At 37.4% G+C, this 26,166-nt stretch carries 40 protein-coding genes and 2 pseudogenes; 5 read left to right on the forward strand and 37 right to left on the reverse strand.

From position 1 onward, the window contains the following. Positions 1–4: 4 nt before the first annotated feature. From PaeBR_RS15715 to PaeBR_RS15765, 11 genes are all read right to left on the reverse strand, one after another. On the reverse strand, positions 5–592 hold the full coding sequence (locus PaeBR_RS15715; protein WP_410511495.1) for a uridine kinase: 588 nt from the start codon (positions 590–592) through the stop codon (positions 5–7). Positions 593–617: 25 nt separating this feature from the next. Next, the gene (locus PaeBR_RS15720) at positions 618–755 is read right to left on the reverse strand and encodes a DUF2500 family protein (protein ID WP_410515207.1); all 138 of its coding nucleotides are present in this window, start codon (positions 753–755) and stop codon (positions 618–620) included. Then, a complete protein-coding gene (locus PaeBR_RS15725; protein WP_410511496.1) occupies positions 710–949 on the reverse strand; it encodes a hypothetical protein in 240 nt (79 codons plus the stop codon). The genes PaeBR_RS15720 and PaeBR_RS15725 overlap by 46 nt, the downstream gene beginning before the upstream one ends. A 15-nt stretch (positions 950–964) precedes the next feature. Then, entirely contained in the window at positions 965–1,117 is a 153-nt protein-coding gene (locus PaeBR_RS15730) for a hypothetical protein (protein ID WP_410511497.1), read from the reverse strand. Positions 1,118–1,153: 36 nt separating this feature from the next. Continuing rightward, positions 1,154–1,366: a DNA-directed RNA polymerase subunit alpha C-terminal domain-containing protein gene (locus tag PaeBR_RS15735; protein WP_410511498.1), complete on the reverse strand. Its 213-nt coding sequence runs from the start codon at positions 1,364–1,366 to the stop codon at positions 1,154–1,156. Between the two features lie 23 nt (positions 1,367–1,389). After that, complete coding sequence (locus PaeBR_RS15740; protein WP_410511499.1) at positions 1,390–2,085, reverse strand: DUF4375 domain-containing protein; 696 nt, start codon at positions 2,083–2,085, stop codon at positions 1,390–1,392. A 36-nt stretch (positions 2,086–2,121) separates the two neighbouring features. Beyond that, entirely contained in the window at positions 2,122–2,532 is a 411-nt protein-coding gene (locus PaeBR_RS15745; RefSeq protein WP_410511500.1) for a cytidine deaminase, read from the reverse strand. Positions 2,533–2,550: 18 nt separating this feature from the next. After that, positions 2,551–2,823, reverse strand: a complete 273-nt coding sequence (locus PaeBR_RS15750; RefSeq protein WP_410511501.1) for a hypothetical protein — start codon at positions 2,821–2,823, stop codon at positions 2,551–2,553. Positions 2,824–2,862: 39 nt separating this feature from the next. Then, positions 2,863–3,180, reverse strand: a complete 318-nt coding sequence (locus tag PaeBR_RS15755) for a DUF2164 domain-containing protein (protein WP_410511502.1) — start codon at positions 3,178–3,180, stop codon at positions 2,863–2,865. Between the two features lie 153 nt (positions 3,181–3,333). After that, on the reverse strand, positions 3,334–3,603 hold the full coding sequence (locus PaeBR_RS15760) for a GNAT family N-acetyltransferase (RefSeq protein WP_410515208.1): 270 nt from the start codon (positions 3,601–3,603) through the stop codon (positions 3,334–3,336). A 472-nt stretch (positions 3,604–4,075) separates the two neighbouring features. Next, positions 4,076–4,579 carry an HAD family hydrolase gene (locus tag PaeBR_RS15765; protein WP_410511503.1) on the reverse strand — a complete coding sequence of 168 codons (504 nt, stop codon included), beginning with the start codon at positions 4,577–4,579 and terminating at the stop codon, positions 4,076–4,078. Positions 4,580–4,813: 234 nt separating this feature from the next. On the opposite strand from PaeBR_RS15765, the pseudogene PaeBR_RS15770 reads away from it, so the two are divergent. Next, positions 4,814–4,993, forward strand: a pseudogene (locus tag PaeBR_RS15770) (transposase); the annotation flags it as partial. Positions 4,994–5,030: 37 nt separating this feature from the next. On the opposite strand, the gene PaeBR_RS15775 reads toward PaeBR_RS15770, so the two are convergent. The 20 genes and pseudogenes from PaeBR_RS15775 to PaeBR_RS15870 all read right to left on the reverse strand — a co-directional run bounded on the left by PaeBR_RS15775 (position 5,031) and on the right by PaeBR_RS15870 (position 18,699). Continuing rightward, on the reverse strand, positions 5,031–5,624 hold the full coding sequence (locus tag PaeBR_RS15775) for a YdeI/OmpD-associated family protein (protein ID WP_410515209.1): 594 nt from the start codon (positions 5,622–5,624) through the stop codon (positions 5,031–5,033). Positions 5,625–5,682: 58 nt separating this feature from the next. Beyond that, positions 5,683–5,958 (reverse strand): hypothetical protein, encoded by a 276-nt coding sequence (locus tag PaeBR_RS15780; RefSeq protein ID WP_410511504.1) that lies wholly within the window; start codon positions 5,956–5,958, stop codon positions 5,683–5,685. A 79-nt stretch (positions 5,959–6,037) separates the two neighbouring features. Next, on the reverse strand, positions 6,038–6,490 hold the full coding sequence (locus PaeBR_RS15785; protein ID WP_410515210.1) for a GNAT family N-acetyltransferase: 453 nt from the start codon (positions 6,488–6,490) through the stop codon (positions 6,038–6,040). A gap of 55 nt (positions 6,491–6,545) precedes the next feature. Then, positions 6,546–7,013 carry a UPF0158 family protein gene (locus PaeBR_RS15790; protein WP_410511505.1) on the reverse strand — a complete coding sequence of 156 codons (468 nt, stop codon included), beginning with the start codon at positions 7,011–7,013 and terminating at the stop codon, positions 6,546–6,548. Positions 7,014–7,046: 33 nt separating this feature from the next. Next, complete coding sequence (locus PaeBR_RS15795; protein WP_410511506.1) at positions 7,047–7,346, reverse strand: hypothetical protein; 300 nt, start codon at positions 7,344–7,346, stop codon at positions 7,047–7,049. An 84-nt stretch (positions 7,347–7,430) separates the two neighbouring features. Further along, positions 7,431–8,177, reverse strand: a complete 747-nt coding sequence (locus PaeBR_RS15800) for a CPBP family intramembrane glutamic endopeptidase (protein WP_410511507.1) — start codon at positions 8,175–8,177, stop codon at positions 7,431–7,433. 53 nt (positions 8,178–8,230) lie between these two features. Then, entirely contained in the window at positions 8,231–9,388 is a 1,158-nt protein-coding gene (locus tag PaeBR_RS15805; RefSeq protein ID WP_410511508.1) for an acyltransferase family protein, read from the reverse strand. Between the two features lie 194 nt (positions 9,389–9,582). Then, a complete protein-coding gene (locus PaeBR_RS15810) occupies positions 9,583–9,990 on the reverse strand; it encodes a GNAT family N-acetyltransferase (protein WP_410511509.1) in 408 nt (135 codons plus the stop codon). A gap of 72 nt (positions 9,991–10,062) precedes the next feature. After that, positions 10,063–10,854, reverse strand: a complete 792-nt coding sequence (locus tag PaeBR_RS15815; RefSeq protein ID WP_410511510.1) for a lipid II flippase Amj family protein — start codon at positions 10,852–10,854, stop codon at positions 10,063–10,065. A gap of 19 nt (positions 10,855–10,873) precedes the next feature. Further along, positions 10,874–11,602 carry a creatininase family protein gene (locus tag PaeBR_RS15820; protein ID WP_410511511.1) on the reverse strand — a complete coding sequence of 243 codons (729 nt, stop codon included), beginning with the start codon at positions 11,600–11,602 and terminating at the stop codon, positions 10,874–10,876. A gap of 28 nt (positions 11,603–11,630) precedes the next feature. Then, positions 11,631–12,101, reverse strand: coding sequence for a hypothetical protein (locus PaeBR_RS15825; RefSeq protein ID WP_410511512.1), 471 nt, complete (start codon positions 12,099–12,101; stop codon positions 11,631–11,633). A 27-nt stretch (positions 12,102–12,128) separates the two neighbouring features. Further along, positions 12,129–12,575, reverse strand: coding sequence for an aminoacyl-tRNA deacylase (locus PaeBR_RS15830; protein ID WP_410511513.1), 447 nt, complete (start codon positions 12,573–12,575; stop codon positions 12,129–12,131). Positions 12,576–12,659: 84 nt separating this feature from the next. Further along, positions 12,660–13,565 (reverse strand): alpha/beta fold hydrolase, encoded by a 906-nt coding sequence (locus PaeBR_RS15835; protein ID WP_410511514.1) that lies wholly within the window; start codon positions 13,563–13,565, stop codon positions 12,660–12,662. Positions 13,566–13,604: 39 nt separating this feature from the next. Further along, on the reverse strand, positions 13,605–14,138 hold the full coding sequence (locus tag PaeBR_RS15840; RefSeq protein WP_410511515.1) for an AAA family ATPase: 534 nt from the start codon (positions 14,136–14,138) through the stop codon (positions 13,605–13,607). Positions 14,139–14,595: 457 nt separating this feature from the next. Beyond that, positions 14,596–15,255, reverse strand: coding sequence for a CPBP family intramembrane glutamic endopeptidase (locus PaeBR_RS15845; protein ID WP_410511516.1), 660 nt, complete (start codon positions 15,253–15,255; stop codon positions 14,596–14,598). 90 nt (positions 15,256–15,345) lie between these two features. Then, positions 15,346–15,618: pseudogene (locus tag PaeBR_RS15850) on the reverse strand (histidine phosphatase family protein); the annotation flags it as partial. A 187-nt stretch (positions 15,619–15,805) separates the two neighbouring features. Beyond that, complete coding sequence (locus tag PaeBR_RS15855) at positions 15,806–16,138, reverse strand: cysteine hydrolase family protein (protein ID WP_410515211.1); 333 nt, start codon at positions 16,136–16,138, stop codon at positions 15,806–15,808. A gap of 63 nt (positions 16,139–16,201) precedes the next feature. Next, positions 16,202–16,588, reverse strand: coding sequence for a hypothetical protein (locus tag PaeBR_RS15860; RefSeq protein WP_410511517.1), 387 nt, complete (start codon positions 16,586–16,588; stop codon positions 16,202–16,204). An 804-nt stretch (positions 16,589–17,392) separates the two neighbouring features. Beyond that, positions 17,393–17,920 carry a cupin domain-containing protein gene (locus PaeBR_RS15865; RefSeq protein WP_410511518.1) on the reverse strand — a complete coding sequence of 176 codons (528 nt, stop codon included), beginning with the start codon at positions 17,918–17,920 and terminating at the stop codon, positions 17,393–17,395. 251 nt (positions 17,921–18,171) lie between these two features. After that, positions 18,172–18,699 (reverse strand): GNAT family N-acetyltransferase, encoded by a 528-nt coding sequence (locus PaeBR_RS15870; RefSeq protein WP_410511519.1) that lies wholly within the window; start codon positions 18,697–18,699, stop codon positions 18,172–18,174. Between the two features lie 600 nt (positions 18,700–19,299). On the opposite strand from PaeBR_RS15870, the gene PaeBR_RS15875 reads away from it, so the two are divergent. After that, positions 19,300–20,072 (forward strand): IS5 family transposase gene (locus PaeBR_RS15875; protein WP_410511520.1). Its coding sequence is split into 2 segments (ribosomal slippage): positions 19,300–19,630 and positions 19,630–20,072, totalling 774 coding nucleotides; the frame shifts between segments, so codons are not numbered across the junction. An 18-nt stretch (positions 20,073–20,090) separates the two neighbouring features. On the opposite strand, the gene PaeBR_RS15880 is transcribed toward PaeBR_RS15875, so the two are convergent. The 4 genes from PaeBR_RS15880 to PaeBR_RS15895 form a co-directional block, all read right to left on the reverse strand. Continuing rightward, positions 20,091–20,360, reverse strand: coding sequence for a hypothetical protein (locus PaeBR_RS15880; protein WP_410511521.1), 270 nt, complete (start codon positions 20,358–20,360; stop codon positions 20,091–20,093). A gap of 270 nt (positions 20,361–20,630) precedes the next feature. Then, complete coding sequence (locus PaeBR_RS15885; protein WP_410511522.1) at positions 20,631–21,077, reverse strand: helix-hairpin-helix domain-containing protein; 447 nt, start codon at positions 21,075–21,077, stop codon at positions 20,631–20,633. Positions 21,078–21,560: 483 nt separating this feature from the next. Continuing rightward, the gene (locus PaeBR_RS15890) at positions 21,561–21,653 is read right to left on the reverse strand and encodes a putative holin-like toxin (RefSeq protein ID WP_410515212.1); all 93 of its coding nucleotides are present in this window, start codon (positions 21,651–21,653) and stop codon (positions 21,561–21,563) included. A gap of 717 nt (positions 21,654–22,370) precedes the next feature. Continuing rightward, positions 22,371–23,390: an IS4 family transposase gene (locus PaeBR_RS15895; RefSeq protein ID WP_410515214.1), complete on the reverse strand. Its 1,020-nt coding sequence runs from the start codon at positions 23,388–23,390 to the stop codon at positions 22,371–22,373. Between PaeBR_RS15895 and PaeBR_RS15900 the strand changes: the two genes are divergently transcribed. Beyond that, a complete protein-coding gene (locus tag PaeBR_RS15900; protein WP_410511523.1) occupies positions 23,381–23,524 on the forward strand; it encodes a hypothetical protein in 144 nt (47 codons plus the stop codon). The genes PaeBR_RS15895 and PaeBR_RS15900 overlap by 10 nt on opposite strands. A 162-nt stretch (positions 23,525–23,686) precedes the next feature. Here the strand turns inward: PaeBR_RS15900 and PaeBR_RS15905 are convergent, their stop codons facing one another. Continuing rightward, positions 23,687–23,980, reverse strand: a complete 294-nt coding sequence (locus tag PaeBR_RS15905) for a hypothetical protein (protein WP_410511524.1) — start codon at positions 23,978–23,980, stop codon at positions 23,687–23,689. A gap of 399 nt (positions 23,981–24,379) precedes the next feature. Continuing rightward, the gene (locus PaeBR_RS15910; RefSeq protein ID WP_410511525.1) at positions 24,380–24,754 is read right to left on the reverse strand and encodes a hypothetical protein; all 375 of its coding nucleotides are present in this window, start codon (positions 24,752–24,754) and stop codon (positions 24,380–24,382) included. Positions 24,755–25,041: 287 nt separating this feature from the next. On the opposite strand from PaeBR_RS15910, the gene PaeBR_RS15915 reads away from it, so the two are divergent. Together PaeBR_RS15915 and PaeBR_RS15920 are read left to right on the forward strand one after the other, a co-directional pair. Continuing rightward, positions 25,042–25,302, forward strand: coding sequence for a hypothetical protein (locus tag PaeBR_RS15915; protein WP_410511526.1), 261 nt, complete (start codon positions 25,042–25,044; stop codon positions 25,300–25,302). Then, a complete protein-coding gene (locus PaeBR_RS15920; protein WP_410511527.1) occupies positions 25,299–25,688 on the forward strand; it encodes a hypothetical protein in 390 nt (129 codons plus the stop codon). Before PaeBR_RS15915 ends, PaeBR_RS15920 begins: the two co-directional genes overlap by 4 nt. The last annotated feature ends 478 nt before the right edge of the window (positions 25,689–26,166 follow it).

Consider the following 26,166-nt stretch of genomic DNA (forward strand, 5'->3'; position numbering starts at 1 on the left):
AGATTTAACGCCCGGACCCATCGATGATCAGATCCGCTTTTTCATGTGGTTGTTCCAGTTCAACATATTTCTGTTCTGCCGGCATCCATACTTCTTCCCAGGTATGTCGCATGTTTTCCCCATCTCGTTCAATTCCTCGTGCTAACCGGGTTGAAAAATCAGTTTCTATCCAAATCGAGTAGTCGTAGTAATCCACAAGCTCTTGCCTAAGAGCGTACACGCCCTCAACAACCAATAATCCAATGGGGACTCTATGCCAATCATCTAGTGCATCCTTGTTCCAGTCATATCTCTGATAGAAACCGTCTGTGTGATTTTTAATTGGTATCAATACTTGATCCAGCAATCTTCTCCAGTCAAAATTAACGCCAATCCCGTCATTTTCATCCCCTCTTCTGTTGGAAGGCAGGTAGAAATCGTCCATATGTACAATAGAGGCTGGTAATTCCCCATGATAATGATCCCTTAGCTTTTGGGCATAAGTGCTTTTACCGGCTCCACCACAGCCATCAATCCCAATAATAATGGATTTTTTATTTCGATTTACCCTTAGAATTTCCTCTAATACTTCCCTGATACCCGGTTCATTCATCGTAATATCTCCTGAATTTTTCACTTTAGATTTGTCGTATAAATTCTTTAAATCTCGTGCCCTGATAGATCAATTCTCCTTGATCACCAACGGAAATTAACCCAAATTGATTTGCTCTTAAATGGAATTTATTCCGCGTGCTATCTTCAAATTTGAAAGTAATGAAGTAATTCGTACTGGCACTTGAATCGGAACCTCGGCAGAATTATTTGAAATCCAACTTTTTAATCCCTTAATGATAATAAACAAGAATGTCCCCACCACTAATGTAAATACAAGACCTCCAAAAATTCTGAAGAACAAAGGCGTATCTCGTAAAAATCCAAAAAAACCATCGGGTTCACCAAAACTAGTCATGAATTACCTCTTTCTTTATTGATTTAAGTAATAGACCCATTTGCCAATCTCTTTCCCTGTGTAATAAACCACATCAATTAATATTATTACTACTACTACTACTAATAATACAGAAAGCTTTGGATATTTCTTAAATAAAGGTTTCAAATTCTTTTCAATAAAATCCATTTCATCCCACCTTCAGCTAAACAAAATTAAATTGCTTTATTTATCGAAAAAAGACAGCCCTTGCAATTCCAGTGCTTCTCGAAGCTGCTTTACTGCTTTTGGGCCTAAACCATGCAGTTGTTTTAGTTCCCGCTCACTGAGCTTTGAAATCTGTTCTAATCGTGTGACGCCGGAATTCGCGAGTGCGCGAAGCGCAGGCTGCGACAAACCAGTTGGGAAATCATTTTCCTGCTTATTCAGATTATCCATCTTAGTAGCACTCCTTCTATTTTTCAATAATTGTTCATTAGTTGCTTGATTACGGGTTCAATTCTTTTTTCTAAATCCTCTTCAAGCTCATAAAATTGATCATCTATTTTTTCTAATTTGCTGTCCGTCTCTTCATCATCCCATGAACTTATAATCTCGTTCCTTTCATCTATATCCGTAGGGACATTTCCTTCAGGAAACAGCTTATTCACTTTCAAAAGAAGTTTAATGACCTTATCGGCTTTTATTCTATGGAGATCTTCCATCGTTTCTATCAGGTAATCTGCACCCGTGTTGTAATAAAAACTGATCAAACCTCCATCGTTCACACTATCAATCAGGACCCTTGTGTTATACCAGCTATATATTCTCTTAGTGCCTTCAGCCATATCGGATCTGACTCGGCCATGGTTTAATATCCTTCGCTTAAATATACGGTAAAGGCATAAATAACGAGGGAAATCTAAATAAAATATGGTATCCGACTCTTTCAAACGCACTTTAAGTGTCCTTGAATAGTTTCCATCCAGCACATATTTATCTTTATGAATCAATTTTTCAATGACCAAATCCCATTCTTCTGCACTGGAAGCTTGCCATCCCGGTTTCCAATATAATGAATCAAGATGAACAACCGGAAGTCCCTGATTCTTTCCTAATAATTCTGAAAAGGTAGATTTCCCTGAACCTGCACAACCTAAGACAAGTACCTTTTTCATACAGTTCCTCCCGGCTGCTTATCGTTTATCCTCTCGTTATCTTGTATATTTCTCTGGCAGTAACTCATTTATTTTCATTTTTATATATTTGTCTTCCCTCTTTAAAATGACATAAGTATCCTTTCCATAATCACTTATGAGTTCTCTGCAAATCCCGCAGGGAGATACAACTTCAATTTCTTGATGGTCCTGGGATGGATCAGGGTGTCTTACAGCTACAATGGTATCAAAATCACTTTCCCCCTCGGAAATTGCTTTTCCTAAAACAATAGCTTCAGCACAAACAGATACCCGTCCGATATAAGCTTCTAAATGAACAGCCGAATATATTTTCCCGGATTTTGTTCTTACCGCAGCTCCAATATGATGTTTGCCGTCTATGTATAACCTCTCGATTGTGCTCTTTGCCACGTCTATAAGATGAAAATCTTCTTGATCTAACAGCATATTGAATTCACTCCTGGTCTATTCACATTTCATATATAGTTTTTCCATCCAACTCCATACCCATAGCCCCCAAAACAAACCACCTACAGGAAATATGATTAAAGAAGTAACTAAATCCATAATAAAATCCTTATCGAATATTATTGTGTATTGATGATCAAAAAAAGACGAGATTAATGTAAAAAGTAGGGCGGTAGATATTCCCCAACCAACGATGCCATTGATTATTAAAAATCTTTTCTTTCCTTTAGTTCTCGTTTTCTCCCATTTATTCCTTTGTGCTTCTTTCACTGAGAGCAACCATCCTTTTAGTTGGATTTTATAAAACGTTTAGGTTCGGCCCCTTTGAACCGGTTTTTCAAGTGCATATAATTCGTCTTCTATTTGATTTATTCTTTCATTGAGCATAACTCTGGCGTCCGTTATTGCCTTGTTGTAGATATAGGGTCCAAGCTCTTTTATCATAAAATCAATAAGTTGTTCCGCAGCTAAATCTCCGATGATTTCGGATCTCTCGTTTTCAAAATAGGTCCTAACATTGTCGATAATCTCATCCTTTTCTTCTTTGGGCAGTTTTATTGAAATGATCATGTGGTAATCTCCTTCAGAAAGATTTTTTTCTAAGATGATTCTCCTGTCAATATTCATACAGGGATGTACAGTAATTACTCAAAAAATGCATTCGGATACTTTAATTCGCCTTTAATTTTATTTAACTCATCAACTTTCAATTCAAATACCATAAACACTTCATCTGGAACTTGAAATTGCATTAATTCTAATCCAAATGGTCTAGCTGGTCTAAATCCGAACTGTGGATAATATATTTATTAATTGCTTACCTATGCCCTGTTTTTGATGGCCAGGTCTTACAGCAATAGGTGCTAATACGATTACCTCGTGCTCCATATCTCCTTCAATTACTAATGCTTTGCTCATCAATAAATGTCCAACTAATTCTTTTTCATCTTCAGCAACTATTGACAGCTGCGGAACAAAATTATTGGATACTCTTATCCTTTCAACTAATCTTGCTTCTGCTTCTCGATTTCCAAAAGCAACAAAATTGATGAAAGTTTTCGCAAACTCGTGACTTCAGTCGTGAGTTAGAAAACTTCGGATAGGGCGTGGCATAAGACACGTTAACTATCCGACTCTTCTTTGAATAACTCACAAGAACTGTTATAATTAACTTGTACAGATTGCTCATTGAAAACTGAACATATGGGGTTGCAGGGGGAAGGCTCTCCTGCGTAAAATGTTCAAGCACATCCGCCCTCTCTAGCTGAAAAGCGAAAACCAAGCAGTAAGCTAGAGAGCAGAGTCCAACGTACAAGCTTCGTAAGAACCGCAGGAACTGCGGGGATAGCCTGCTTATCTTCGCCTGTCATGGCGTTCAGCGCAGGAATCTCGTGACTTAAGTCATGAGAGGTTCAATTCAGTTAGTATTTCATAGACATGTTTCTGTCTATGATTTCCCTTTGACAAGTAGTCTATGTTATAAAAAAAATGAATTTCGTGGTTCATGGTTTATCCTTCCATTCTAATGATTCTGATGAATTTGGCCTCTCAAAATTTCTTCTATTTTATTTAATGATTCTACGATGAAGTCAGGTTGTATCTCATGATCCCATGTCCTCTTATTTCGATTAATCCAGCAGGTTGAAATCCCTTCTCTATTGGCTCCAAGAACATCTGAAGCAGAATCTCCAATGTGAAGTACCTGTTTTGGATGAACATTGTAGGATTTGAGCACTTCTTTAAACATAATATTTCTGTCATCATTTTTATAGGATTGATACTGCTCGGATGTAAAAAGTTGGGCACCGTATGTCGCAGATATATCCGGAATCATAGCAACATCCGCATCACTAACTATACAAACCTTATATGTACGTGAAATACTTTCAAGAAAGTCAACTGTATCATTATAAAAATGCGAAAATGTATGTTCTTTAAACAAGATTTTGACTGCATCACTTGTATCATATGAAATCTTTAATTCACTAAATAACGTTCTAAAGCTGGACTCATAGACTTCTTTCATTAATAAAAATTGTCCAGTCTTTCTCGATTCATTCCATTGAATGAAAAAATGTTTAAGTAATGAGTCTGCACACTATACAGCAATTTGATTCGTATAATCGCTTTGTAAAACAGGCTTCCATATCTGTTCTGTTCTACTGTCCACATTTACTAATGTTTGAAACATGTCTAAACTAATAACTTCAAATTGCTTCATTGATTTATCACCCCCGAAATTAATCTTCAGGAACAATCCGCTACTCCCGTCACCCCAAGTAAGAAAAATCGCCGAAAGCCAAGAAAATGGGATAAAGAAATCTACAAGGAACGGCATTTAATTGAATGCTTTTTCAATAAAGTGAAGAACTACCGTCGCTTGGCGACTCGCTTCGATAAACTGGCGCAGAGCTTCCGAGCTTTTTTAACGCTTGCTTCAGATTATGGTTTGGCTTGCTTAGGTTTGCATACACGCCCTAATCATTTAATCCCTTTCCACCCAGAATTTGCTGCATACATTTTTCAACCCTTGACTCTCGAGTTTTGGATTGTTTGGGTTCAGAAAAATAAAGAATATATGCTCTTTGCCGTCCGGGCGTCAATGCTTCAAAAGCAGTTTTCAAGGCAGGGATTTCATCGAATTTATTTTGAAATTCTTCAGGAATTATGAATTCTGTATTCTTTTTAAAATCCACCTCCAAACCGGCTTTTTCAACTTCAATGGCTTCATAAATATAGGCTTTCAAGATGGTTTCCATTGCAACTATTTCTCGAACATTGGTGAACCGAATCTGGCGCCCCGCCTGTACATTCTCCGTTTGTTTGATTAGAATACCATGGGCATCATGTAACAAGGCACCTTTGAAAAACAGAAGCGCACAGTATTCTTTAAATCCATGTATTAAAACTATGTTTCTTTTCTGAAACGTGTAACAAGGAACACCCCACTTCAATTCTTCGGTCAGCTGACAGTCAAGAATGATCATTCTCAATTTCTCAAATTCTTCCTGCCACTTTTTGGCTTTACTTAAATATTCATCAACCTTAGGATTCATTCTACTATTTGTCATCAAGGAACACCCCTCTTCATCATAATAATATTGTGTTTTCAAAATAAGCAGTTCATTTTCAAAATCTACTTGATTGCTTGCTTAGCTTGCCCCCTTTTGCGCCCGATCCATGCTGGTGAACACGGACTACGGTCGTGTCGATCATGACCTGGCTCCAATCGGGTTCTATCGAAACATGATCCAAAATGATGTCCCATATCCCTGCCTTTTGTAAGCGCCAGAAAAAACTGTAGGCGGAAGACCAGGAACCATAATAGGCAGGCAACTCGTTAATGGTCTTCCTGCTTTGGAGAGCTTCGACTACACCAATACTTCCGCTCAAGCGGTCTGCCAAAGCCCCAGGGACGCCATGTATAAGATAGGTATTGTACGGCGGTAATCCGTATGTTTTATACAATTTAAGGTGGGGTAAATTACAAATCAAGACCTAATCTAATCATATCCCTGCATTGAATTCCGTTTTCGTGAATCTCTTCTTTATAATGTCTTGTAAAAAAATCCCGATCAATCCCAGTAATGCGAAATCCACATTTCTGATAAATCATAAGCTGATCTATGCTTGAGTTTCCTGTGCCTATTTCGATAGTTTTAGCATTTTGTTCTTTTGCTTTTTCCATCGCGTTAAAGATTAATTTTTTACCTATCCCTTTTCCTTGGAAGTCTTCACGCACGGCGATATTCACAATTTCAACGGTTTCAGGCCGAGTCCTTATAAGTACCAAAGCACCAATGATTTCTTCGTTAATATGGGCTACGAAGCATTGACCTCTGGCGAGATATTCTTTAATAATCTCCTCCGATGGATCAGCAAGAAGCAATAATTCGATGGGCGCATCCTCGCTAGCCTTTAATAATCTGATTTTCACTTCCATGAAATTTCTCCTTATAATACTCCATAGTAAGTTACACTCAAAAAATCAGTTATTCAATGTACTTTAAGTTAAGGTCATTACACCAATCAATCGCTATTTGTTTATATCGTCTGTCCCGATAAGCGTACCATTCTTGTTCAATTCCTAAATGATTCACCTTATCCTTAAATCTTCTGAAAGCGCCCTTACCTTGAATAGCTTCAAATAGAGAATCTCTTCTTCTTTGATCGTCCACTTCATAACAGAAATCATTCATCATTAAATATTCGTTAATATCAAATGTTGATGGCAGTTCTTCATATTTCTCAAAGTTTTCGAGTACATCTATTGCAGTTATAATATTCTCTAGTTGCCAATCCCGTAAATGACTAAACGGTTCATCCTCTTCTGCAGTTCTGATATCTTCATCAGATACTGAGATAACTTCCCCTGTTTTGAGGTTTAAGTATGCACTTGTCCCCTCTACTTGCATTTCCATACCGTCAATAATTTCCTGAAGATTAATAGGTTTGTTCATCTGAATCCTTCCTTCATTAAGATATTATGTTCTTCATAGTGTTACAAAATAATTGCAAAAAATATAACGAAGTGGCTCTTCTCGGACGTTTTTAAGTGATTCCCAAAAAATATCATCAGTGTATATACCGCTTGATTTAACTTCAATCTTATTATTTTCAGACATGTTTATCATTCCTCTTGTACCGATAAAAGCAATTGTTGAGTTACTTGCGAAAAAGACAATATTTCTATTTAGTTCCCCCTTTTTTACAGTCTTAGCAGAAAAATTCATTACTTTTACGGAAAGCTTATTTTTCTCGATATATTCTTCAATTGAAAGAGAAAGATTCATAGTACTTTACTTCCTTTCTAATGCTTCTGTTTATTTTCGCCTAGGTTCTGTTATTCACGACGTCCATCTGGCGCCTCTTATTTCTCAAAATACAATGACAAACAACAATTGAAAAATAACAACGACACCATTTAGCAAATTATGTGCAATCATACAGCCCACAATGCTCTTAGTCTTTAAAAACAAATAACCATAGAACAACCCAGATACAAGACAAGTAAGCTGTTGTAATATATTGTAATAAATTATTTGAAATGGCGAAAGCGAAAAATTAATATGGGCTATCATAAATATTGCTGTTGATGCTAGAATAACCAGGCTAAATAATTGTTTATCATTCTTAAAATGATTCTTCCACAAAAACACCATTAATGTGATGACTAACGATCTAAACAAGATTTCTTCACTGGTACCGGAAAGAAGAATCTCAAACAAATAATAGCCTGTAAAATTAATAGTGTTTACCGGAAAAGAGAATTGTGGTGATGTTCCATAAACTGTTATTAGTAAGACGCCAACTCCCGCCTGAATAATGATCCATACCACAATAAAAATTAAAACAGCCTTAAGGGAATATCCAAAACAATTGAAATTAAATCCAAAACATTGAAAATCTACATTCAAAACCTTTGTAATCAATACAATCACTAAAATAGTTATTAAAGCTTGACAAATATGATGAATGATGAGGACTATAAAAACATTATCTGGATCTAGGTTTTCAAAAAGGGGATACAGCTTTTGTGCAACAAAAAATGAAAAAACACTAGTGATTTGAACGTATGTGACTAAACAAATGAATGATATTATACAATTTATCAACCTTTTCATTATCCACTACCTCTTGTTATGATCTTCCCTCAATTACCAAAATTAATTTATTTCTATAAAACTTTGTTTGAATACGGAATTTTTCGAATTAAATAATGGCTAACTAAAAAGCTTAATATAATACCAAACAGGCTTACAAGAAGAAACTTAACATATGCAGAAACATCTAAATTTTCGACTGTATACTGCAGGATAACTACAATGGGAACATGAAAAATATACACCGTAAAAACATCTGCCGACAAATATTGAAAGATTGAATTAGTCTTATTGAATTTCCTATGAAATAAAAATACTAATCCAATACTTAGTCCTGAGCACAAGTAGGTTTCCACTACGGAATATGTTAAACTACCCCAATTTAATCCACCTTTTTGGAAAATAGAAAACTCACCAGAATATAAGACTAAAGCAAGTAATATCCCAATTAAAAGCCATATAACACCAACTGATCTAGGAATTTTAATTATCCAATTATTCTTTGCTGCAAAAATTCCCGCAATAAAAAATGACATATATTGTGTAACATGAGCGAATTCAGTTTGTATGACTCCAAGGAAACCAGTCCAATGGTCAATCGGATACCAAATCCGGACAATAAAAGTAAACATAGCTATCATAAATGTAAAAAGTATTATACTGATTTGACTAGGAAATGACTTAGGTGGTTTTTTATGTGTTATGTATTTCTGCATTATCGTTCGTATAATCGTATAAATAAAAACATATACCAGTAAATGTTCGATAAACCATAAGTGACCAAAGTTCATATCAGGCCATGAAGGGCCTGTCCATCTTGTAGGTTGTCCTCCGATTCCAAAATATATCTTAATATAATAGTCCCAAATACCAATAAACGAACTATCTCTGAAATTTATATAATAAGAATACATAAGAAGTGGAATTATTATAAAAAAACCTAAAATTAGAGGTATACCGAGTCGTATAAGACGATCTTTAAGAAACTCTCTAATCCCTTTTTTATCAAATGAATGAGGTACAAAATAAGCCGAGATTAAAAAGAAAAGACTCATAAAAAATGCAGCATTCACAGCAAAGAAAGATCCTAAGCCTGGTGAATTAATTGTTTTAAAGTACCACCATCCCTCTGAACCTCCGTAGGGTTGACCTGCATGATGAGCGACCACAAGCATGATTAGTACTATTCTTAAATTGTCTAAAAAATATAATCTGTTTTCTGATTCTTTCAAATGTGTTCAGCTCTCCTTTGCTTTGTTTCTTTTGATTTTTTATTCGATACAATTGGCTTGGATGGTTTATTCCCCTTCTAAGCTCGTAGGATAAAAACCCACCTTCGGCGAGCAAGCTTGGGGTGGGTTTTTACTTTCTCTTGTTGTGATTAATTGTATTTATATTTTGCCTCTTATCATTTAACCGCTGTAAATCAGATACTCTTTGTCAAAATAATTTCTAAAGGCTCATTCTCCAGTAATAAACATCCTGAGTCCGTATAACCTAATTTTCTATAGAAATGTTGGGCTTCTTCGTTTGCTAGTGTTGAAGTCATTACAAATTTAAATCCTCTTTGTTTCATCAATTCTTCCCAATATAGAACAACTTTTCTTCCAATACCGTTACTTCGATATTCTTCATCAATCCATAATAGGTTCATAAATGGTGTGTTGTCCCAAAAATACCCATATCTCATCCAACCGATATTTTTATTTTCTTCGTTACGTAAAATGAATATTTCATTTCCTTTTATCTTGGATATAACTAAGCTCTCTAAAATATGTCTATCTCGTTCAATAATATATTCATAGTCTGCCTCAGTAGAATAATCAATTTTCATTGATGCCCCTCCTCATTTACATCCCATAAATACTACATCCAGACCAAGTATCGCTTGCGGCCAGCCGCGTTATCAAATTAGTTTTACTACAACACTTATGAAATAAGCTGCTGGCTCTAATAATAATTGTGCAAGTAAAGTACCCAAAAAGCGTGATACCATTAAAAGAATATATATCTTGCCAAGTCGGTCACTGTATTCCTTATTATTCAAAGCTTTATCTGTTATTAAACCGACTTGCGGGTCTATAAAAATAGTTAGTAAAATTGTTGCAATACCGTTTATTAGTCCAGATGCTTGTGATGCTGTCGTACTTAATTCAGGTACTAAACGCGCAGCGTATAATGAAGATAACACTCCAATTGTATAAAAAGCAGTAATGAACAGATTAAATAATATAAATCTTTTGGATATCCCAAGATATCTAAACTGATGTAATGTTAAGGACGGCTTTCTGATATAATGCTTTGTATTCTTAATCTGACCAATTGTCACACTCGTGATGAGTCTTGGTAATGAGCCGGCAACTTCAAATTTAGAGATAACTCTACCCCATAAAAGAACAAATGAAGGAAAAAGGATAATTGCAATTAAAGTACCTACCGAAGATGCAATAATTATAATTCTTAGATATAGCAAGAGATTAAATGAATCATGATTCTTAGCAAAATCAATAAATTTAGCTGTCAAAGGGGCTTGAACCAAATTAGCTGTTCGAGAAACAAGAACCATAATTCCTGTTAATGATAAAGCTACGGCAATTTTACCTGTCTTGACTCCAGCATACCTTAAGGAGTAAGACAACGTTTCGCATGTGTGAATAATCATTGTTAGAATAAAAGTAATTAACAAGTATTTCTCCATGGTCCATCCCCACTTACGATCAAAGTTCCTTTAGAATTTCAACAACTTGAATTAACGTTTCGTCCCATAGTTTTTTCCCTAGTTCTTTGGATGCCTTCGTCGGATCTCCGATAACGCCAGTTTTAGAGTATTTTGTAAAATCCAGTAAAGGATCTCCCCAATCCGGTTCGCTACTCATTGGATTAGAAATTAATTCAGGTTTTATACTGTCCGGCCTTTTATATAATCCAATCGACGTAGTAAAGCTATCCGCATGTCCGCCGGGAAATTCAGGATCTTCAAACTTACACCACACGCTATAAAAGGGATGCCCCGGATTAAATATCTGAATGGTGCGATTATAAGTTTCGTTCAACTCAGTAATCAGGTGATCCAAATTATGCCCTCCACAGCCTCTCCAAATCACAAATTTCTTAAATCCCTGTTCAATCATAGATTTTATAATGGATTTAATCACTCCCTCAAAAATGCTTTGTGGAAGATTTATGTATCCTGACCCATAATTCTTATGTTCCGGCGTTGGCCCAAACGGTAATGCAGGAAGCACCAATGCTTTAAAGTTAGATAATCGATACGCTTCTTGTGCAGCTTCAACCATCAATGTTTCTGCGAACCAAGTATCAAAATCAACAGTTGTATGCGGCCCTTGTTGTTCCGTGCATCCGGTTGGAATGATAATTGTATATTCTTGTTCTGCCTTTTCTTTGATCTCCAGGTAGGTTAAATGACCATAACGAACTTCCATCATCTTTTTAATACACTCCTTCTCCATTCATTTAAATATTGTCCTTATTAATTTGACGGTATGTGTTTAGGCTCATCGGAATATGTCCAAATGCTAATATCAAACTACTAAGAAATAATAAAGAGGAATGCAAAACGATCGAAGCACATAGAAAATATAGGACTGGACTCACAGCTAAGGGTACAGGTATGCCAATCATTGGAGAGAAAAGCAATTTATATTCCCGATCTCTTCTAAAATATCGTATCCATCCAACATAATATAGCAGTAGGAAAATGAACATTCCGATTAGGGATAGAACTTCATAGGGCTTATCAATATGTATTGATGAAAAAATGGGTAGTATAAATACCCCAAGCCTCCCAAGCCCTTCAGCTATCTTGAAAATCGAACTTTCTTTATCTTCCAGTTTTGCAGGCATATTTTTAGGTGGTATTCCAAAGAACAAAAGATTAGGCAATAATACAGCAATCGGGATGATTAAACTAATAATATGAAACAATTCAATCTCTCCTTACTATCTCAATTATTATCTTATGTAACCTACAATTTCGTTTAACTTCTCTATATCACAGGGTCGTATCTTTAAAGTTGTCTGTGGTACCCCTGTTCCTCCATATACGTATTTGAATCGATTCAATTGGCTGTCTAATATGGTTGGTATTTCTTTATTAATTAATGATACACTTCCGATCTTACTTCCAGTAACTTGTTCTACTTCTTTCGGAGAGGCTAGTTTGACTTGTTCAACTGATAATATCTCCCTAATCGTACTAAAATTAACCCTTCCATGATCTCCAGAAAGTATCAAACCCAAAAATCCTTTTTCTGTTTTTAAAATTAGTGTTGGAGCGGTTTGACCGATCTCTATCCCAAAATACTCAGCCCCTTCCTTAGCAGTGTTAATCTGCTTCAAGTGTTTAATAATCTCATAATCAATGTCCTGTTCATCTAAAAGAGAAACTAATTTATCCATAAACTCACTTCTTTCACAATTGTATCTGTAGACCAAGGGCGTTAACTCCGCAGCTTAAATATGTTGTTAGATGCAGTCGATCTTTTATGAATTCACTTCAACGTCGCTATTGTTTAAAAAGTTTAGTATGTAATGATTAATAATTTTAGGCTGCTCCATTGACATTCCATGCCCTACATTCGGAATTAAAACTGCCTGAATTCTAGGAATCCATTTCTTTGCTCTCGCGATGACCTTCCTGGGGTCGTAAATCACTTCTTTATCTCCCACAAGTAATAAAACACTCACCTTTATTTTTTGTAACTCATCATTGGAAAGAACACTGGGCCATGCAGACTTTGATTTGCTCTTCAATCTATGTTTACTCGATGTACGCTTTAGATTAATACCTGCTGCAAATTGTTGAATAAATAACGGGTTTAGTTGATATCTTCCATCAAACATCCAATCCATAAAACTTTGAAGTACCTTCCCCTTGGAAAATAACAAAAGCGAAAAAATTCTCAGGAAAAATTGTATCCTAAAAGGTTTTAAAGTCGCAGCTGGACAAAGTAATATCACCTTATTTACAAACTCAGGAAAATGACTTGCGAAATTAAGTGAAATAAATCCACCATAAGTCAGTCCTGCAATATTTGGCTTTTCTAAGTGGAGTGCGTTAATAACTTCAAACAACCATTCAGATAAATCTGTTCTATTCGTTGGCTTTCGATTGTAAATACTTTTATTTCTGTCCCCAATGATATCAATACAATAGGTACAAAATTCTGCACTTAGTCCTTCTATATTGGGATACCACATTGTGGAACTAAAACCCAGACCATGTAATAGGAGCAGTGGAGGCTTATCCTCTGAACCACTAATTATTACATGTGTTTCACCAAAAGTTGTTGAGACGTAAATCGTTTTATATGGAACAGGCCACAAAGAAAGACACGTAGTATAAGCATCGCAGTAGTCTTGAAAACCGTTCTCTTTTTCTATTTCCAAAATAGCAACACTCCCTATTCTTTTGTGAATCGTTAAAAATCAGCTAGTTAATCCTATCCTTAGCATTATGCTATCTATTATTTCATTTGTACTTAGTTGATCTGTGTTGATATGCTCTTTAAATAATTCGTTTCTTAGAGTGGCTAGACATTTTATCGTTTGTTGGTAGGTCCACCCTCCTTCATGATCCCCTCGGGAAGCTAATCTTTGATATATAGTTTCTTTTGAAGCCATCAGACAGAAGTGATAAACCTCATTATCTATGCTTTGGAATCCTTTTAGGATGTAATCAAAATTTCCCGGTTTATATATAGTCATTGGAACTATTAAATGTTTATTGTACTTTTTCTTTACTTCACCAGCCGTTTTCACAGTTAGAGTTTTCCATAACTCCATATCCTGAAAATCATCCGTTCTTTCCTCTTGACATCTAACCTCTTCAGGGATGATTTTCCTTAGCATATAACCAATCTCTTCAGGATCAAAAATCATACTATTAGGAATATGAGTTTGAAGTACTTGGGCAGTTGTGGTTTTCCCGGCACCAAATGCTCCGTTAATTATTACTATCATCTATGGCCTCCCCGCAGCGTTGAATGCTATGTTATCAGAAGTTACCCTACTCTCCGATTAAGCTATGAATGAGGGGGATTTCTGAAATGTTTGAGATTATCCGAAAACTATGGTGTATCCGTCGGGATCTTGTATATAAATATTTTTAAAAGTCCTCCCGTTGTTATTTGTTGCTTCAATAGGACCTAATGGTAATTCATATGAATAAATGTGTCCCACCCCAAATCTGGACCCTTCCAATCAGTCGGATAATTATCACGCTTTGCCGAAGCTTGATTTGGTTTCACGTCACTGGGTTGTTTAGCTTGTTGAAGAATCAATTTCAAGTCATCTCGTAAAGCATGTCCCCAATAATTAACATCACAACCAAGCACATCACGATACCAAGCTAACGATACTTCAAAATCCGTTACAAGTCTCACTTGCAAACTTTCATTAAAAGTTACTCTAATAATTTTTATAGTAGCAAATAACTTAATACTAAAATAACAACATCATGCAAACCATGAGCAATAGAAAGTGATAATAATGTACAGTCCTTGATTTTATATCTCGCAAATCCATATATTAAGCCTAGAACAGAGGTCATTATAACTTGCATAATGTTATGCCCGTTCGGATAATGAGACAAACCAAACAAAATAGAAGAAAATATAACGGCCTTAAGTTCGGAATTTGTAGCGCTCTGAATTCCTTTATAAAAATATCCCCTAAAAATGAATTCTTCACTAAATCCTATAAATATAAGTAGATAGATGATATAAAACACCAAAACACTAGTTGAAGATGGCTTAAAGTTTAATATGTCATTCTTATTTATTCCTACTAGCAATGGCACAATAACAAATGAAATAGTAATTGCAAAAATTCCAAATGCGATCATAATTTGTTTTGTTAGCTTATTCCTGCTGAATCCCAAATCTGAAAGTTTATTATTTTTAATTCTAAGTATAATCATTGGGATTAATGCCATTACAACGGGTATAAGTAATGTAATTATCTTTTTAATTGGAATATTACTACCCAAAGAAACTAAAGCCTTTGAAAAAGATACTATTACAGCAATAACAATAAACGTGAAAAGCATTTCTGCATACAGCTTTACTTTCTCTTTCATCTCACTATCTCCTTGTGAACTTCGAATACCATCCCAATTAGTTTTTTCATAACCTCTTGGTTTCTATTAATTCTTCTTCATTGAATTCCATCCTGTATACAATTCCATGAGTTCACGCTTCTGACAAATCGTACTAGATTCCCCCTCCATGTAACGAAAAATCCGGTTCAGAAAATAACTTCTCTAAAGATGGATACAATTCCTTATCAGACATGACCTTATCTTCACTTGAAAACGTCATCTTTCTTAAATCTTCAAAAACTAATACCTCTCTGACCTTCCCTTGTCAGTAAGCCCACGTGTTCTTTCGCTTCCTTCAGTTTTAGGTGATTCGCCGTGCCTTACCAATCTAATAGCTGTGATTTCATCTCGCCCTTGATGTCCTGTCAGGCTTTATACAAATATACCACTACCCCTAATAAATGGTAATGGTAAAATAGATGTTTATATATAATTTTTCTAGATTGCATATAACGTTTTTGTATTCACGACGCTCTACCACTAGGGGAGCGATACGGTTGGGGCCATCTTACGATACCTTCAAAATGTCTCATTCATTTACTAAGTATTCAATTACGGGATAGGAAACCACATTCCTATCTCTATAGGTTGAAAGAATTACGTCACTTTCTGTACTCAAAATGCCTTGTTGTAATATTACCGGTTTGAATCCTCTTTCAATTGCTCCATTATAGGTAAATAACACGCAATGCTCAGTTGCAAATCCTGCAATGATAACTAACTCAATACCCTGATTCAACAAGATTTGTTCCAGTTCTGTCTTCCAAAAAGCATTCGAGTGCTCTTTAGTCATTTTCAGATCATTATTTTGGATTTGAATTTCCGGTATAAAATTATATAAATCTCTATTTGATTCTTGAATGCCTTCTAAATATCAACAATTAAGAACCCTAACCCCATCGAATCACAACTCCTCAAAATATTATCAACTACCGATGGCTACAGTAATACTTGTAATAAGCAGCAACAAAGATACAGGTGCCCAAATTCTTCTTTCCCATACGCTCCTTGTAATAAAGTTCAGTATAGTAGCAGTCACCGAAAAAATAACAACAAACCAGATAGCCGATTTTGTAAACGAATACCACCCCGGAAATATTAAACCTGATTTACTTAGCACTATAGAGGCTAGTAATGTCAGAATAATGACTTGAAATAAACAGGCCATACGCATAGCTGGTGGATATTTTCCGGGAAATTTCCCGCCCATTGCATAACTTCCCCAAGGCATTCCTGCTGCTAACGCAAGTTGAAATAGAATTACAATTCCGATTAAAGTAGAGAATATTATTGCTGATATTGATACAAGCATAGTTACACCTTCTTTTTAGGATTAACACCAGAATCAGTACTTGACAGGCAGGGATAAGCGGATTCAAGCCGTTGGGCAGACTGTATAGCCCTTATTATCGTGCTGATATACTAAAAGAGAACAGACCGGACTGAGGTGACGCTAATTGTGGATTCAATGCCTTCTTTAGCCCGCTTTCAGCAGAATAAGTGCACCTCTGTCCGCCAAATACGAAATCAGGGGTATTTCAAGAAGATAACGTCTCCTGGGTCCGTTCACAACCCGAATTTGAACTTAGGAATTTCCTTTACAGGTGTCGATCATAACTACGATCCGAGTAATTCCTTTTGCACAGTATCCCTCTCCGTCAAGAACTGATAATGATGTTGAGCCTCTTTTTAAGTTTCACCTATGATTTAAAATTTTTTTTATTAATCTCCAAATCACTTCGAATAGGGAGTAGCTAATTCCGAAAACAATTATCCACTCGATCATTTTTGCTTCACCATAATAATGTTCATATAATTTTACCGCAGTCAAAGTTACAAATATTTGAATTAAAGTGATTATCGTATACATATAGTAATTCCTATTCATACTATTCCCCCACAAACGAAATTGCCTTCTTTTTTACGATCATGACCCTACATTGTATGTCAGCGCACTCTTCGAATAGACTCATAATTAGTCAAATTGATACCCGCATGTACCAATTAATTTATTGTTTGTCTTTAAAAATAAACCCCATGCCCACTTATTCCGTACTGAGACTAAAATCCATTCCGAATTGAATTAATCCTAATTTTTGTGCTACTTTATAGACAGTTAATTTTTCTCTTCTTCATCTCCAACCAATAAATTACCACTTGATAATTTCCATTTTTCACTTACCGAATTCTCACCAGTATAATAATCTACTTTATCATCAGTTTGAAATACTTCTTGGTACGGTAATATATTAATCTTACCAGAATCAGGATACTCACAAATGTCTATGCCAACATTCGTACGAATATCAAGATACTTACATGGTTGTTCTGTATGGTTAAATAGTTGATGTGCTCCTTTCGGTCCCATTTCAAAAAACGCAATATCCCCTTCGTTTAATTCCACATATCCTTCTGGAGTTCGTAGCATTGCTTTACCTGCTAAAACAACAAATATTTCTTCTGCATTCCGATGGAAATGATATGGGTACGAATACTTACCGGGATCTAACGATCTTATATCGAAATATAAGTGTTTTGATTTGACCAATTCTGCCAATTTATCACTTGTATGCCAAGCGAATTCTGCAATTGGTGACTGCCTTTGTGTAAAAGTAATATTCTTTTCATTAAAAATGTTAGCCATATGAACACCTCATTATTTATTTGTTTTTTGGTTTTATGTATGGTCTTATAAATCAATTTACAGCCCTTTCCGATAACGTTGTTATATTCACGAACCCTCACTGGCTTAAGGGACGCTAGCCCCGGGTCCGAAGGACTTAGCCAGTGCAGGGTTGTCTGCTGATTTCGCTTCCTCGAAATGCCTCTGCAAACCAAGGACCGTATGGCCCGCAGCGTGAATACGGTGTTATATGGCGTAACTGCCTTCTTTGATCAACATTCAAATTCTTGTACAAGTATTGAGTAAATATATGAATCTTGCCATCTATTCTTAGATCTAACATGTTCTCTTAAATGCCCTTCCTTCTTCATTCCGATCTTTTCCATTACTCTTGCTGAGCCAACATTCTGTGGTCTGCACGTCGCATAGATTCTATGAAGTCCTATTTGTTTAAAGCCAAACTTTAACAGTATATTTGCAACCTCGGTTGCAAACCCATTACCCCAGTAATTCTTAGAAAAACAATACCCGATCTCTGCATTGCTCCCCTCAATGTTTAAGCAACAGTTTCCGATAAGGTCATTAGTAGTTTTAATAGTTATTGCCAATTCATGTTTTTCTCTGGGATTTATGTACTGAGCCGAAATGGATTTATTTATGAAATCTTTAGTATGGCCTTCTGAGTTGGGGCCCCACAATGTATATTTTGTTACTTCCTCATCGGAACAGTAACTATGTACCCTTGACCAGTCTTCTTCTTTGAAATCTCTTATTAAAAGTCTCTTGGTTTCGATAATCATTTTTGTCACCTAATCTTTTATGTTGTATTTTTATAAGCATTGCAGTTATGTCATATAACGTTTCCGCATTCACGAACCCGAGAGGCTTAAGGCAGCGTAGCTGCCGGGTCAAAGACTTAGCCTCGCAGGGTTGTCCGCTGAATCCACTTCTCGTAATGCCTCTCGCGGACCGAGGGCCGAATGGCCCGAAGCGTGAATATTGTGTTATCGGATGTCAGCAGCTTCTTCGAAAAACTAATTTCATTTATTTGCTTTCCTTTATTATATTGTTAAAATTAATGATTTCACCAACCTTGTATTCTATGAACTCCTCTTTATTGCCCCTATAGATATTAATCACGATAGAGTTTAACGCGCTCCTTATTATTTCTTCACTTAACCCTTTAGAATAAAAAACAAATTCTCCTTTATATCTCGCTATGTTTTCATAATTATTGTTTTGTTCAGAAACATTTCCAAACCAATACCTATTAATGTTATCTATGGAGTTTAGTGATTGTTTCCATTCTATTAGGGCGTGTCTGAAAACTAGATATTGCTTCAAAAACGTAACCGTAGCATAATTTTACAAGGACGAAATTACAAGGAGCTTGTAAAAAGATGCTAAGACGCCACGAAATTAAAGACCAGGACTGGGAACGAATACAAGATTTATTGCCACCCGAAAACACAGGAGAAGGCAGGCCCTCAAAATCCAACCGAGTGATGCTTAATGGAATGCTCTGGAAAGTCAAAACAGGTGCGCCTTGGCGTGATTTGCCTGAACGGTTTGGTCCTTGGAAAACTGTGTATTCCCGATTTCGTTTGTGGAGTAACGACGACCTTTTTCAAAAGATTTTTGAGGCCTTGACCCGCGATGCGGACTTGCAGGATGTCTCTCTGGACAGCACCTCCTGTAAAGTTCATCAGCACGCAGCGGGGGCTAAAAAGGGGCCGAAAACGCCGAAACCAATCAAGAAATCGGACTTTCCCGAGGGGGCCGTAATACCAAAATCCACGCCGTAGTAGATGCGCTGGGCAATCCAATTCGCCTGTATTTAACACCTGGAAATATCCATGACTGTACGGTAGCCGCCCACGTCCTCTCTGACGTAACGTTGTCTGGCAGTGCTGTTTTAGCCGATAAAGCTTACGGAACTCTTAGCATTCGAACGTATATTGAATCCCAAAACGCAACGTTCTGCATCCCGCCTAAATCCAATACGACAGATCCTTGGGACTGTGATTTTTACCATTATAAAGAACGCCATCTTGTGGAATGTTTTTTCAACAAACTCAAACAATTTCGTGGGATCGCAACACGCTATGACAAACTTTCCCGAAACTTTTTGAGCTTTGCCTTTCTGGCTTCTGCGATGATTTTGTTGAAATAGCTCCATTAAGATTAGTTTTCAGACACGCCCTAGTTGAGGAAATTCAATTTTAGTATTTGATGAATGTTTCACCTCAAAATTAAATTCTAATTTCCGAAAATGATCCTTGGTTGGGTTAATTAATCCTTGAGTACCGACTTCACTGTATTGTTCATTACTTAAAATTGAAACAAGTGCTTCAACTGTAATTTCTGGTTCAGGAAAATTATTACAAGAAGCTGAGAATAAAACAACAGTTAGTATGCTTATTAATCCCCTTAAGTATCTCAAATAATCGCCTACTTCCACTTCACTTATTTCTATTCATTAAATCTCTTCAATATATGACACACTAACTGATTTTAATCATTTCGCTGATTTCCGATAACGTTGTTGTATTCACGAACCCTCACCACCTTAAGGCCGTCAGGTCGGCCGCGATGCGGTTAGGTGGTACAGGGTTGTCGCCTGATCAACATCAGTACATTTACCTCGGGCGAACCAAGGAGCGTCAGTTCCGCAGCGTGAATACGGTGTTATCAGAAGTCATATGCCTTCTACGAGTTATCTTAACATTCTTCATTCAGGTCTTTCTTTAGGATATCCATAAATGCTCCTGTAATGTTTTCTTTCCTCGGTAAAATCCCACCATTGCTTTCCATAGCAACTATTATTTGCGTAATATATAATGAATCTAAATTGATCTTCTACACAAGGATCAATCCTTTCCCCATATAAATGTTCTAAATCATAAAATAATCTTGCACCGTCTTTATCTCTTAATTCATTCCAAGAATAATAACCTAACATTAATAAATCCTTTGCAAATTTAGGTCCAATTGAGGGTAAGCTTTGAAATTCCGATAATGCCTTTAGTTCCTTTGCTCTAGATTCTGAAACTTTTAAAATTGAACATATTTCGTTAAGTGTAATTTTATGAATTTCACTTATGAGTATTTTATTGCTTCTTAGCTCTTTTCTCTCTAGAGTAGTTAATTCTAGTTTTGGGCTCTTATTCTTTTTCATTCTCTTACTCCTTTTAGAGTTCACTAGAATTTAATTTCATATGATTTCTGATAACGTTGTTGTGTTCCCGACGCCTCACCACCTTAAAGCCCATAGGGCTGGCCGCGATGCGGTTAGGTGGTGCAGGTGTGTCTGCTGAATTATCTTCCTCGAAACCCCTCTTGCGGACCAAGGATCGCTTGCAATCCGCAGTGGGAACACGGTGTTATATGATGGGGATGCCTTCTTCGAGTTACTCACAATATTGTCTTATCGTCTCTAATACATCTTTAAATGGTTTTATGTCTTAAGTGACTTTTGAATATTCCTTTCATTTAACTTGCTTTTGATTTGAAGCAATTATTTGAATGTGGTATCATATTATTAAGAAAGACCAAGTGCTGGTAACACTTGGTCGATACAATTGGCTTGGATGGTTTATTCCCCTTCTAAGTTCGTAGGCAATAAAAACCCACCTTCGGCGAGCAACCTTGGGGTGGGTTTTTACTTTTTCTTGTTGTTATTAACATACGTTAAAAGAGCAAGGATAAACATTCCAAAGAGGAACATAATCGTCAATGCATCTTTTACTTCCATGGCTTCACCTACTTTCGAAGGGAAACCATGCCCACCCAAGATTCAATTGTATCTATATTTTACCAGTTATCCCTTAACCGCACAAGCGTTCTTATTAGTCTTTTAGTTTTAATAAGATCTTTATAGATTTGTATCCCTTTCATATAACGTTCTGGTATTCACGACGTCCCACCACCCTAAAGGAGCGAAGCGACTGGCCGCGACACGGTTGGGTGGTGCGGATGTGTCCGGCTGAAAATGCTTCCTCGGTACTGCCAATTGCATCATCGAATCCACATCTAACTTCTGCCGGACCAAGGACCGTATGGCCCGTAGCGTGAATACGGTGTTATATGAAGGATAGGACTACTCGATTAACTCTCAAGTGTTGGATTCCATACAGCGATGCTATCTCCTGGAACAGCGATTACATCCCAATGTTCATTCTTATTAGTATTGTTCCAAACCCCCAATTGCCAGCTTTCATATCTGTCATGATGTCCAAAAACAAAAAGCACTTCCCCTGACTCAAAAGTAATAAAGAGATGAGGAATTGTATCTCCTAACTTTATATCTATCACTAGCGTTGCAATAACCCTGACATAAGATTGAGATATCGATATTATTGGATTTAAAAGAATATTTTTACATCTCGTTTTTCGTCTTAGAAGCTAAAAGGTAAGGGGGATATACATGTAGGTCAACAGTTGTCAATTTAATCCATATTTTGTGTGTGAATTACTTTTTGCTCGGCCGAAGTTCACCCACCGTTGTTCGTAAGATCTTGGGCTTTTGCCTGGCTCCCGGCGGTTTTCCTTTGGAGGCTCTGCGCGGTCGTAGCACCTCTTGTTCCAAGGAAGACCACGGCAGATAGAGATAGACCCGCATCACTTTGAGCAGTTGCCAAGGCGTATGTCTGGTGGCAAAAGAGGCTTGCACCTCTTGAACCAGAAGTGCTGTGATCAAGACCAGAAACAACTGGTTCCAGATCGCCTGCGGCTTATAGCTGTGCACATGCACCGTCGACAAATGCTGCTTGATCCATTTGAAAAACAACTCCACCAGCCAGCGGCTTTTGTAGATCTGTGCGATGTCCTCAGCCGACAAATCCCAGATCGAAGTGACGAGCCGGTAGCGACGTCCCTGCTCATCCGTGAATTCAATGAGCCGTAGCGTTTGCTTGTCGTCACGAAAGGCACTGCCCATTTGAACCTTGGTATCCCGGAGGATTCGGCCCTCGGCCTCCACGGGAGATTCCTCCAAAACAGTAGTGAATGCCCGATCTCTCAGACGCATCACAAACCGAATCCCATCCGTGCTCCATGCCTCCATCTTTTTGTAGTCATCGTAGCCCCGGTCCATTACATAAGTGGTGTCGGATGGGATGACGAGATGAAGGGCACAGGCCCGGTCCCCGACATTGCCGGAGGTGGGTACCATGGCATCGGGAAAGACGGTATCTGGCGATGCGGCCACGAGACGCAGGTGCATCTTCACGCTGCTGGCTTTGCGGGACACCCGCGCCCAATCCCCAAGGCCAAATGGCAACGAAATACTGGAGGCATCCACGATGCTCAGTTTCCAGATGGTTTTGGAGATCCCACCCAGCGTTGCCGTCCGTCGTTTGGCGCGCTGGGCAAGTTGCTGAAAGATCCACTCGGGCAGCTCGGTGGGCAGACGATCCAAGGAACGGGACAACTGGGAGCCACTGATGCTGTCGAGATGGAACAGGCGCTGCAGCTCGGGTTGTGCACGAATATGAGTTCGATTTCGCTATAGGAAGACCATCGGTTCATCTGAGCGACGACAAAAATAAAGACGGCTTTCATGACGGTGAGCTTTTTGCTGTAGTGATCGAACAAGGTCCGATCCAGAACGTTGACCGGAAGTAAAGATAAGAATTGACGAACGACCGAATTTACGCTAACGTTATCCATGTGAGTCTCCTTTGTAAGGGGGTATGGACAACGTGCCTACCCTTTTACAATAGGGGATTTTTCTATTTCTCGCCAGTTCGTTTATACGATTCGGTTAATGTCAGCTTTTATGCAACGCTAGTGTATATCTATAATTTGTTTTAATCGTAATTCACAAATAATTTTTGAAGCTTCTATCCATTCCAATTCTGGCAAATCGTCTACACTAGTCGGAATGTGTTCAGGAAAACAATCAAATACTTTAAATCTACTTTCAATATTTAAATAAATCTGACCATCTATTATTTGTCTATTTGCTTCTGATTCAGAAAATTGTACTTGTATGCCGTAAAATCTAATTCCTTCAACCTGAGAACCTACACAAAGGTACTTTAATGTCTGTTCTGCAAGACTCCTTTGAGTCGCTTCCAAAGTAATCACCTCTCTTAGAGAACTGCCTATCTTTCATATAACGTTCCCTGCATTTACGACGTTCAAGCGGCTTAAGGCAACGTAGTTGCCGGGTGGCTCCACCACTTAGCCGGTTGAATGTGTCCGGTGAATTCGCTCCCCGAAATACTCCTTCCGGACCAAGGGTCGCATGCGACCCGCCGCGTAAATGCAATGTTATCGGTTGTCAGCGACTTCTATGAAATACTTACAAAGTTCTTCCACTATCGTTCCCCATTAGTTCATCGGACATAGTAAAGTAGAAAAGGCTCGTGCCGAAAGGTTTCGGACCTATACCATACAAGATTCAAATTTAATGACTAATTATCTTTTCCCGTCGGAACAGATTTGGCCCATATAATAATTTTCATTCGAGGTAACTTAAACCATGAAACACCATCGAACGCCGAATTTATCAATAAATTGGACTAGACAAGGACTGAAGAATATTGGACCTATTGGAGTAATCGTTTTGCTGTCATCATTCATTTTATGATATGCCTCTCTTAAAACTTCTTCGTTCTCAAAAATAGCGACTATTTCCATAGTGGAATCTGCTGTTAATTCTTTTGTGCCACCAAAGTCACTTAGCATTAATCTAGTACCAAGAATGTGCATTTCCGCATGAATAACAAATTTTTCAGGCTCTTTTTGAGAATCATACATGATTGAATCCGTGTCGGTGTTAAAAGCCTTTTTATAAAGATCGATTGCTTCACAACAAGTGCCATTCAAATATAATTGTGGTACTAACATGCTTTTTCTCCCCTTTGTTAATTCACTTTGTTAAGAAGTATCTACGTAATTGAGTATTTAAATCTTTTCTTTCGCTGATTTCATATAACGTTGTTGTATTCACGAACCCGTAGGGTTGTCTGCAAGCATTCACTTCCTAGCCCTATCTTCTGCAGACCAAGGAGCGTAAGCGAAGCAGCGAGAATATGGTGTTATACGCTGGTTCGTTCTTCTGTGAGTCAACCACATTGCTTGTTTCTTTATTCGATTGTACAATGTTTATATATGTTTTGGAGGTGTTGTTTAATATGGATTGGCCAACTGTACGAGAAAAATATCCAGAAAAATGGGTCCTAGTCGAAGCTTTATCTACTCAATCCTTGAATCATAAAAGAAATATTAATAATATGTCAGTTATATCAGACTTCTTAAACCCTAAAGAAGCTTGGAGTTCATATAAAAAACTTCACTTATCAGACCCGAGTAGAGAATTATATGTATTCTATACAGGTAATGAACTCATTGAAGTAATTGAACAGCCATTCACTGGAATTAGAGGTCTTCAATGAAAATTCAATTAGTCAACGGTCTTCCGATTATCTCCTTCCCATTAACTTACAATAATCAAACCATCCTCTTGAACAATGTCCTCTTAGATACCGGATGTTCCACCACCATATTTGACACCGATATTGTTGATAAAGTCGGTTTAGAAATTGACTTTATTAGTGGTAAGTCAGTTCGCATGTTTGGTGTTGGTGGACAAAGTGAATTATGCTACCAGCAAGCAGTTTCTAATCTATTGATAGATCATCTTTCACTTCAAAACTTCACCATTCAACTCGGAATTACAAAAGAATCATATGGATTCGAAGCAATACTTGGTATCGATATCATGTTGCATTTTGGTTTTAAGATAGATTTTGTGAACTTAAAGGTTTTATACAATCTTTAACGAACTTGCGTATAACGTTGTTGTATTCACGACGTCCCTACACCTTAAGCCCGAAGGGCGGCCGCGATGCGGTTAGGTGGAGGGATGTGTCCGGCTGATTCTGCTTCCCTGCTACTGAAAATCCATCCCAGGGGGATATTGGGATTCACTACAGTTTGAGGGGACGATCTATGAGGAGGCTATTGATGATTCCACACGCATCAAGCGCCTGTTTGAGAAAGTGGAACGTTTGGAGCGAAGAATTTCTGAGCTCGGTAGGGAGAACCTTGATCTTCGCGTTAAGTTAGGATTGGAAGATGGTGTGCCCTTTTGAAGAAGCGATGCCGGGTCCGATACAACGACGCGCTTGTTCCTGATGTAACCGTCTTATGGATAACCCCTCAGATGCTATGTGCTATTTTTCACAGGTGGGGGAGTTTTAAATGCTCATGTGTGAATACTCCGGAGCAAATTGAGCCATCGTTCCGGTGAGTGAGAG

It is taken from the genome of Paenibacillus sp. BR2-3, assembly GCF_046529485.1.
In the GTDB taxonomy this organism is placed as follows: domain Bacteria; phylum Bacillota; class Bacilli; order Paenibacillales; family Paenibacillaceae; genus Paenibacillus_AQ.

Bases quoted from the DNA above. Each gene is read 5' to 3' on its own strand.
- PaeBR_RS15730 (WP_410511497.1), bottom strand. From the start codon at position 1,117: ATGGATTTTATTGAAAAGAATTTGAAACCTTTATTTAAGAAATATCCA.
- PaeBR_RS15725 (WP_410511496.1), bottom strand. From the start codon at position 949: ATGACTAGTTTTGGTGAACCCGATGGTTTTTTTGGATTTTTACGAGAT.
- PaeBR_RS15765 (WP_410511503.1), bottom strand. From the start codon at position 4,579: ATGAAAGAAGTCTATGAGTCCAGCTTTAGAACGTTATTTAGTGAATTA.
- PaeBR_RS15865 (WP_410511518.1), bottom strand. From the start codon at position 17,920: ATGGCTAACATTTTTAATGAAAAGAATATTACTTTTACACAAAGGCAG.
- PaeBR_RS15740 (WP_410511499.1), bottom strand. From the start codon at position 2,085: ATGAAAAAGGTACTTGTCTTAGGTTGTGCAGGTTCAGGGAAATCTACC.
- PaeBR_RS15810 (WP_410511509.1), bottom strand. From the start codon at position 9,990: ATGAAAATTGATTATTCTACTGAGGCAGACTATGAATATATTATTGAA.
- PaeBR_RS15845 (WP_410511516.1), bottom strand. From the start codon at position 15,255: ATGAAAGAGAAAGTAAAGCTGTATGCAGAAATGCTTTTCACGTTTATT.
- PaeBR_RS15815 (WP_410511510.1), bottom strand. From the start codon at position 10,854: ATGGAGAAATACTTGTTAATTACTTTTATTCTAACAATGATTATTCAC.
- PaeBR_RS15800 (WP_410511507.1), bottom strand. From the start codon at position 8,177: ATGAAAAGGTTGATAAATTGTATAATATCATTCATTTGTTTAGTCACA.
- PaeBR_RS15790 (WP_410511505.1), bottom strand. From the start codon at position 7,013: ATGAACAAACCTATTAATCTTCAGGAAATTATTGACGGTATGGAAATG.
- PaeBR_RS15745 (WP_410511500.1), bottom strand. From the start codon at position 2,532: ATGCTGTTAGATCAAGAAGATTTTCATCTTATAGACGTGGCAAAGAGC.
- PaeBR_RS15715 (WP_410511495.1), bottom strand. From the start codon at position 592: ATGAATGAACCGGGTATCAGGGAAGTATTAGAGGAAATTCTAAGGGTA.
- PaeBR_RS15885 (WP_410511522.1), bottom strand. From the start codon at position 21,077: ATGAAAAAGAATAAGAGCCCAAAACTAGAATTAACTACTCTAGAGAGA.
- PaeBR_RS15890 (WP_410515212.1), bottom strand. From the start codon at position 21,653: ATGGAAGTAAAAGATGCATTGACGATTATGTTCCTCTTTGGAATGTTT.
- PaeBR_RS15820 (WP_410511511.1), bottom strand. From the start codon at position 11,602: ATGATGGAAGTTCGTTATGGTCATTTAACCTACCTGGAGATCAAAGAA.
- PaeBR_RS15870 (WP_410511519.1), bottom strand. From the start codon at position 18,699: ATGATTATCGAAACCAAGAGACTTTTAATAAGAGATTTCAAAGAAGAA.
- PaeBR_RS15775 (WP_410515209.1), bottom strand. From the start codon at position 5,624: ATGACAAATAGTAGAATGAATCCTAAGGTTGATGAATATTTAAGTAAA.
- PaeBR_RS15755 (WP_410511502.1), bottom strand. From the start codon at position 3,180: ATGAATATTGACAGGAGAATCATCTTAGAAAAAAATCTTTCTGAAGGA.
- PaeBR_RS15840 (WP_410511515.1), bottom strand. From the start codon at position 14,138: ATGATAGTAATAATTAACGGAGCATTTGGTGCCGGGAAAACCACAACT.
- PaeBR_RS15920 (WP_410511527.1), top strand. From the start codon at position 25,299: ATGAAAATTCAATTAGTCAACGGTCTTCCGATTATCTCCTTCCCATTA.
- PaeBR_RS15910 (WP_410511525.1), bottom strand. From the start codon at position 24,754: ATGTTAGTACCACAATTATATTTGAATGGCACTTGTTGTGAAGCAATC.
- PaeBR_RS15915 (WP_410511526.1), top strand. From the start codon at position 25,042: ATGGATTGGCCAACTGTACGAGAAAAATATCCAGAAAAATGGGTCCTA.
- PaeBR_RS15795 (WP_410511506.1), bottom strand. From the start codon at position 7,346: ATGAATCTTTCTCTTTCAATTGAAGAATATATCGAGAAAAATAAGCTT.
- PaeBR_RS15735 (WP_410511498.1), bottom strand. From the start codon at position 1,366: ATGGATAATCTGAATAAGCAGGAAAATGATTTCCCAACTGGTTTGTCG.
- PaeBR_RS15860 (WP_410511517.1), bottom strand. From the start codon at position 16,588: ATGCTTGTATCAATATCAGCAATAATATTCTCTACTTTAATCGGAATT.
- PaeBR_RS15830 (WP_410511513.1), bottom strand. From the start codon at position 12,575: ATGGATAAATTAGTTTCTCTTTTAGATGAACAGGACATTGATTATGAG.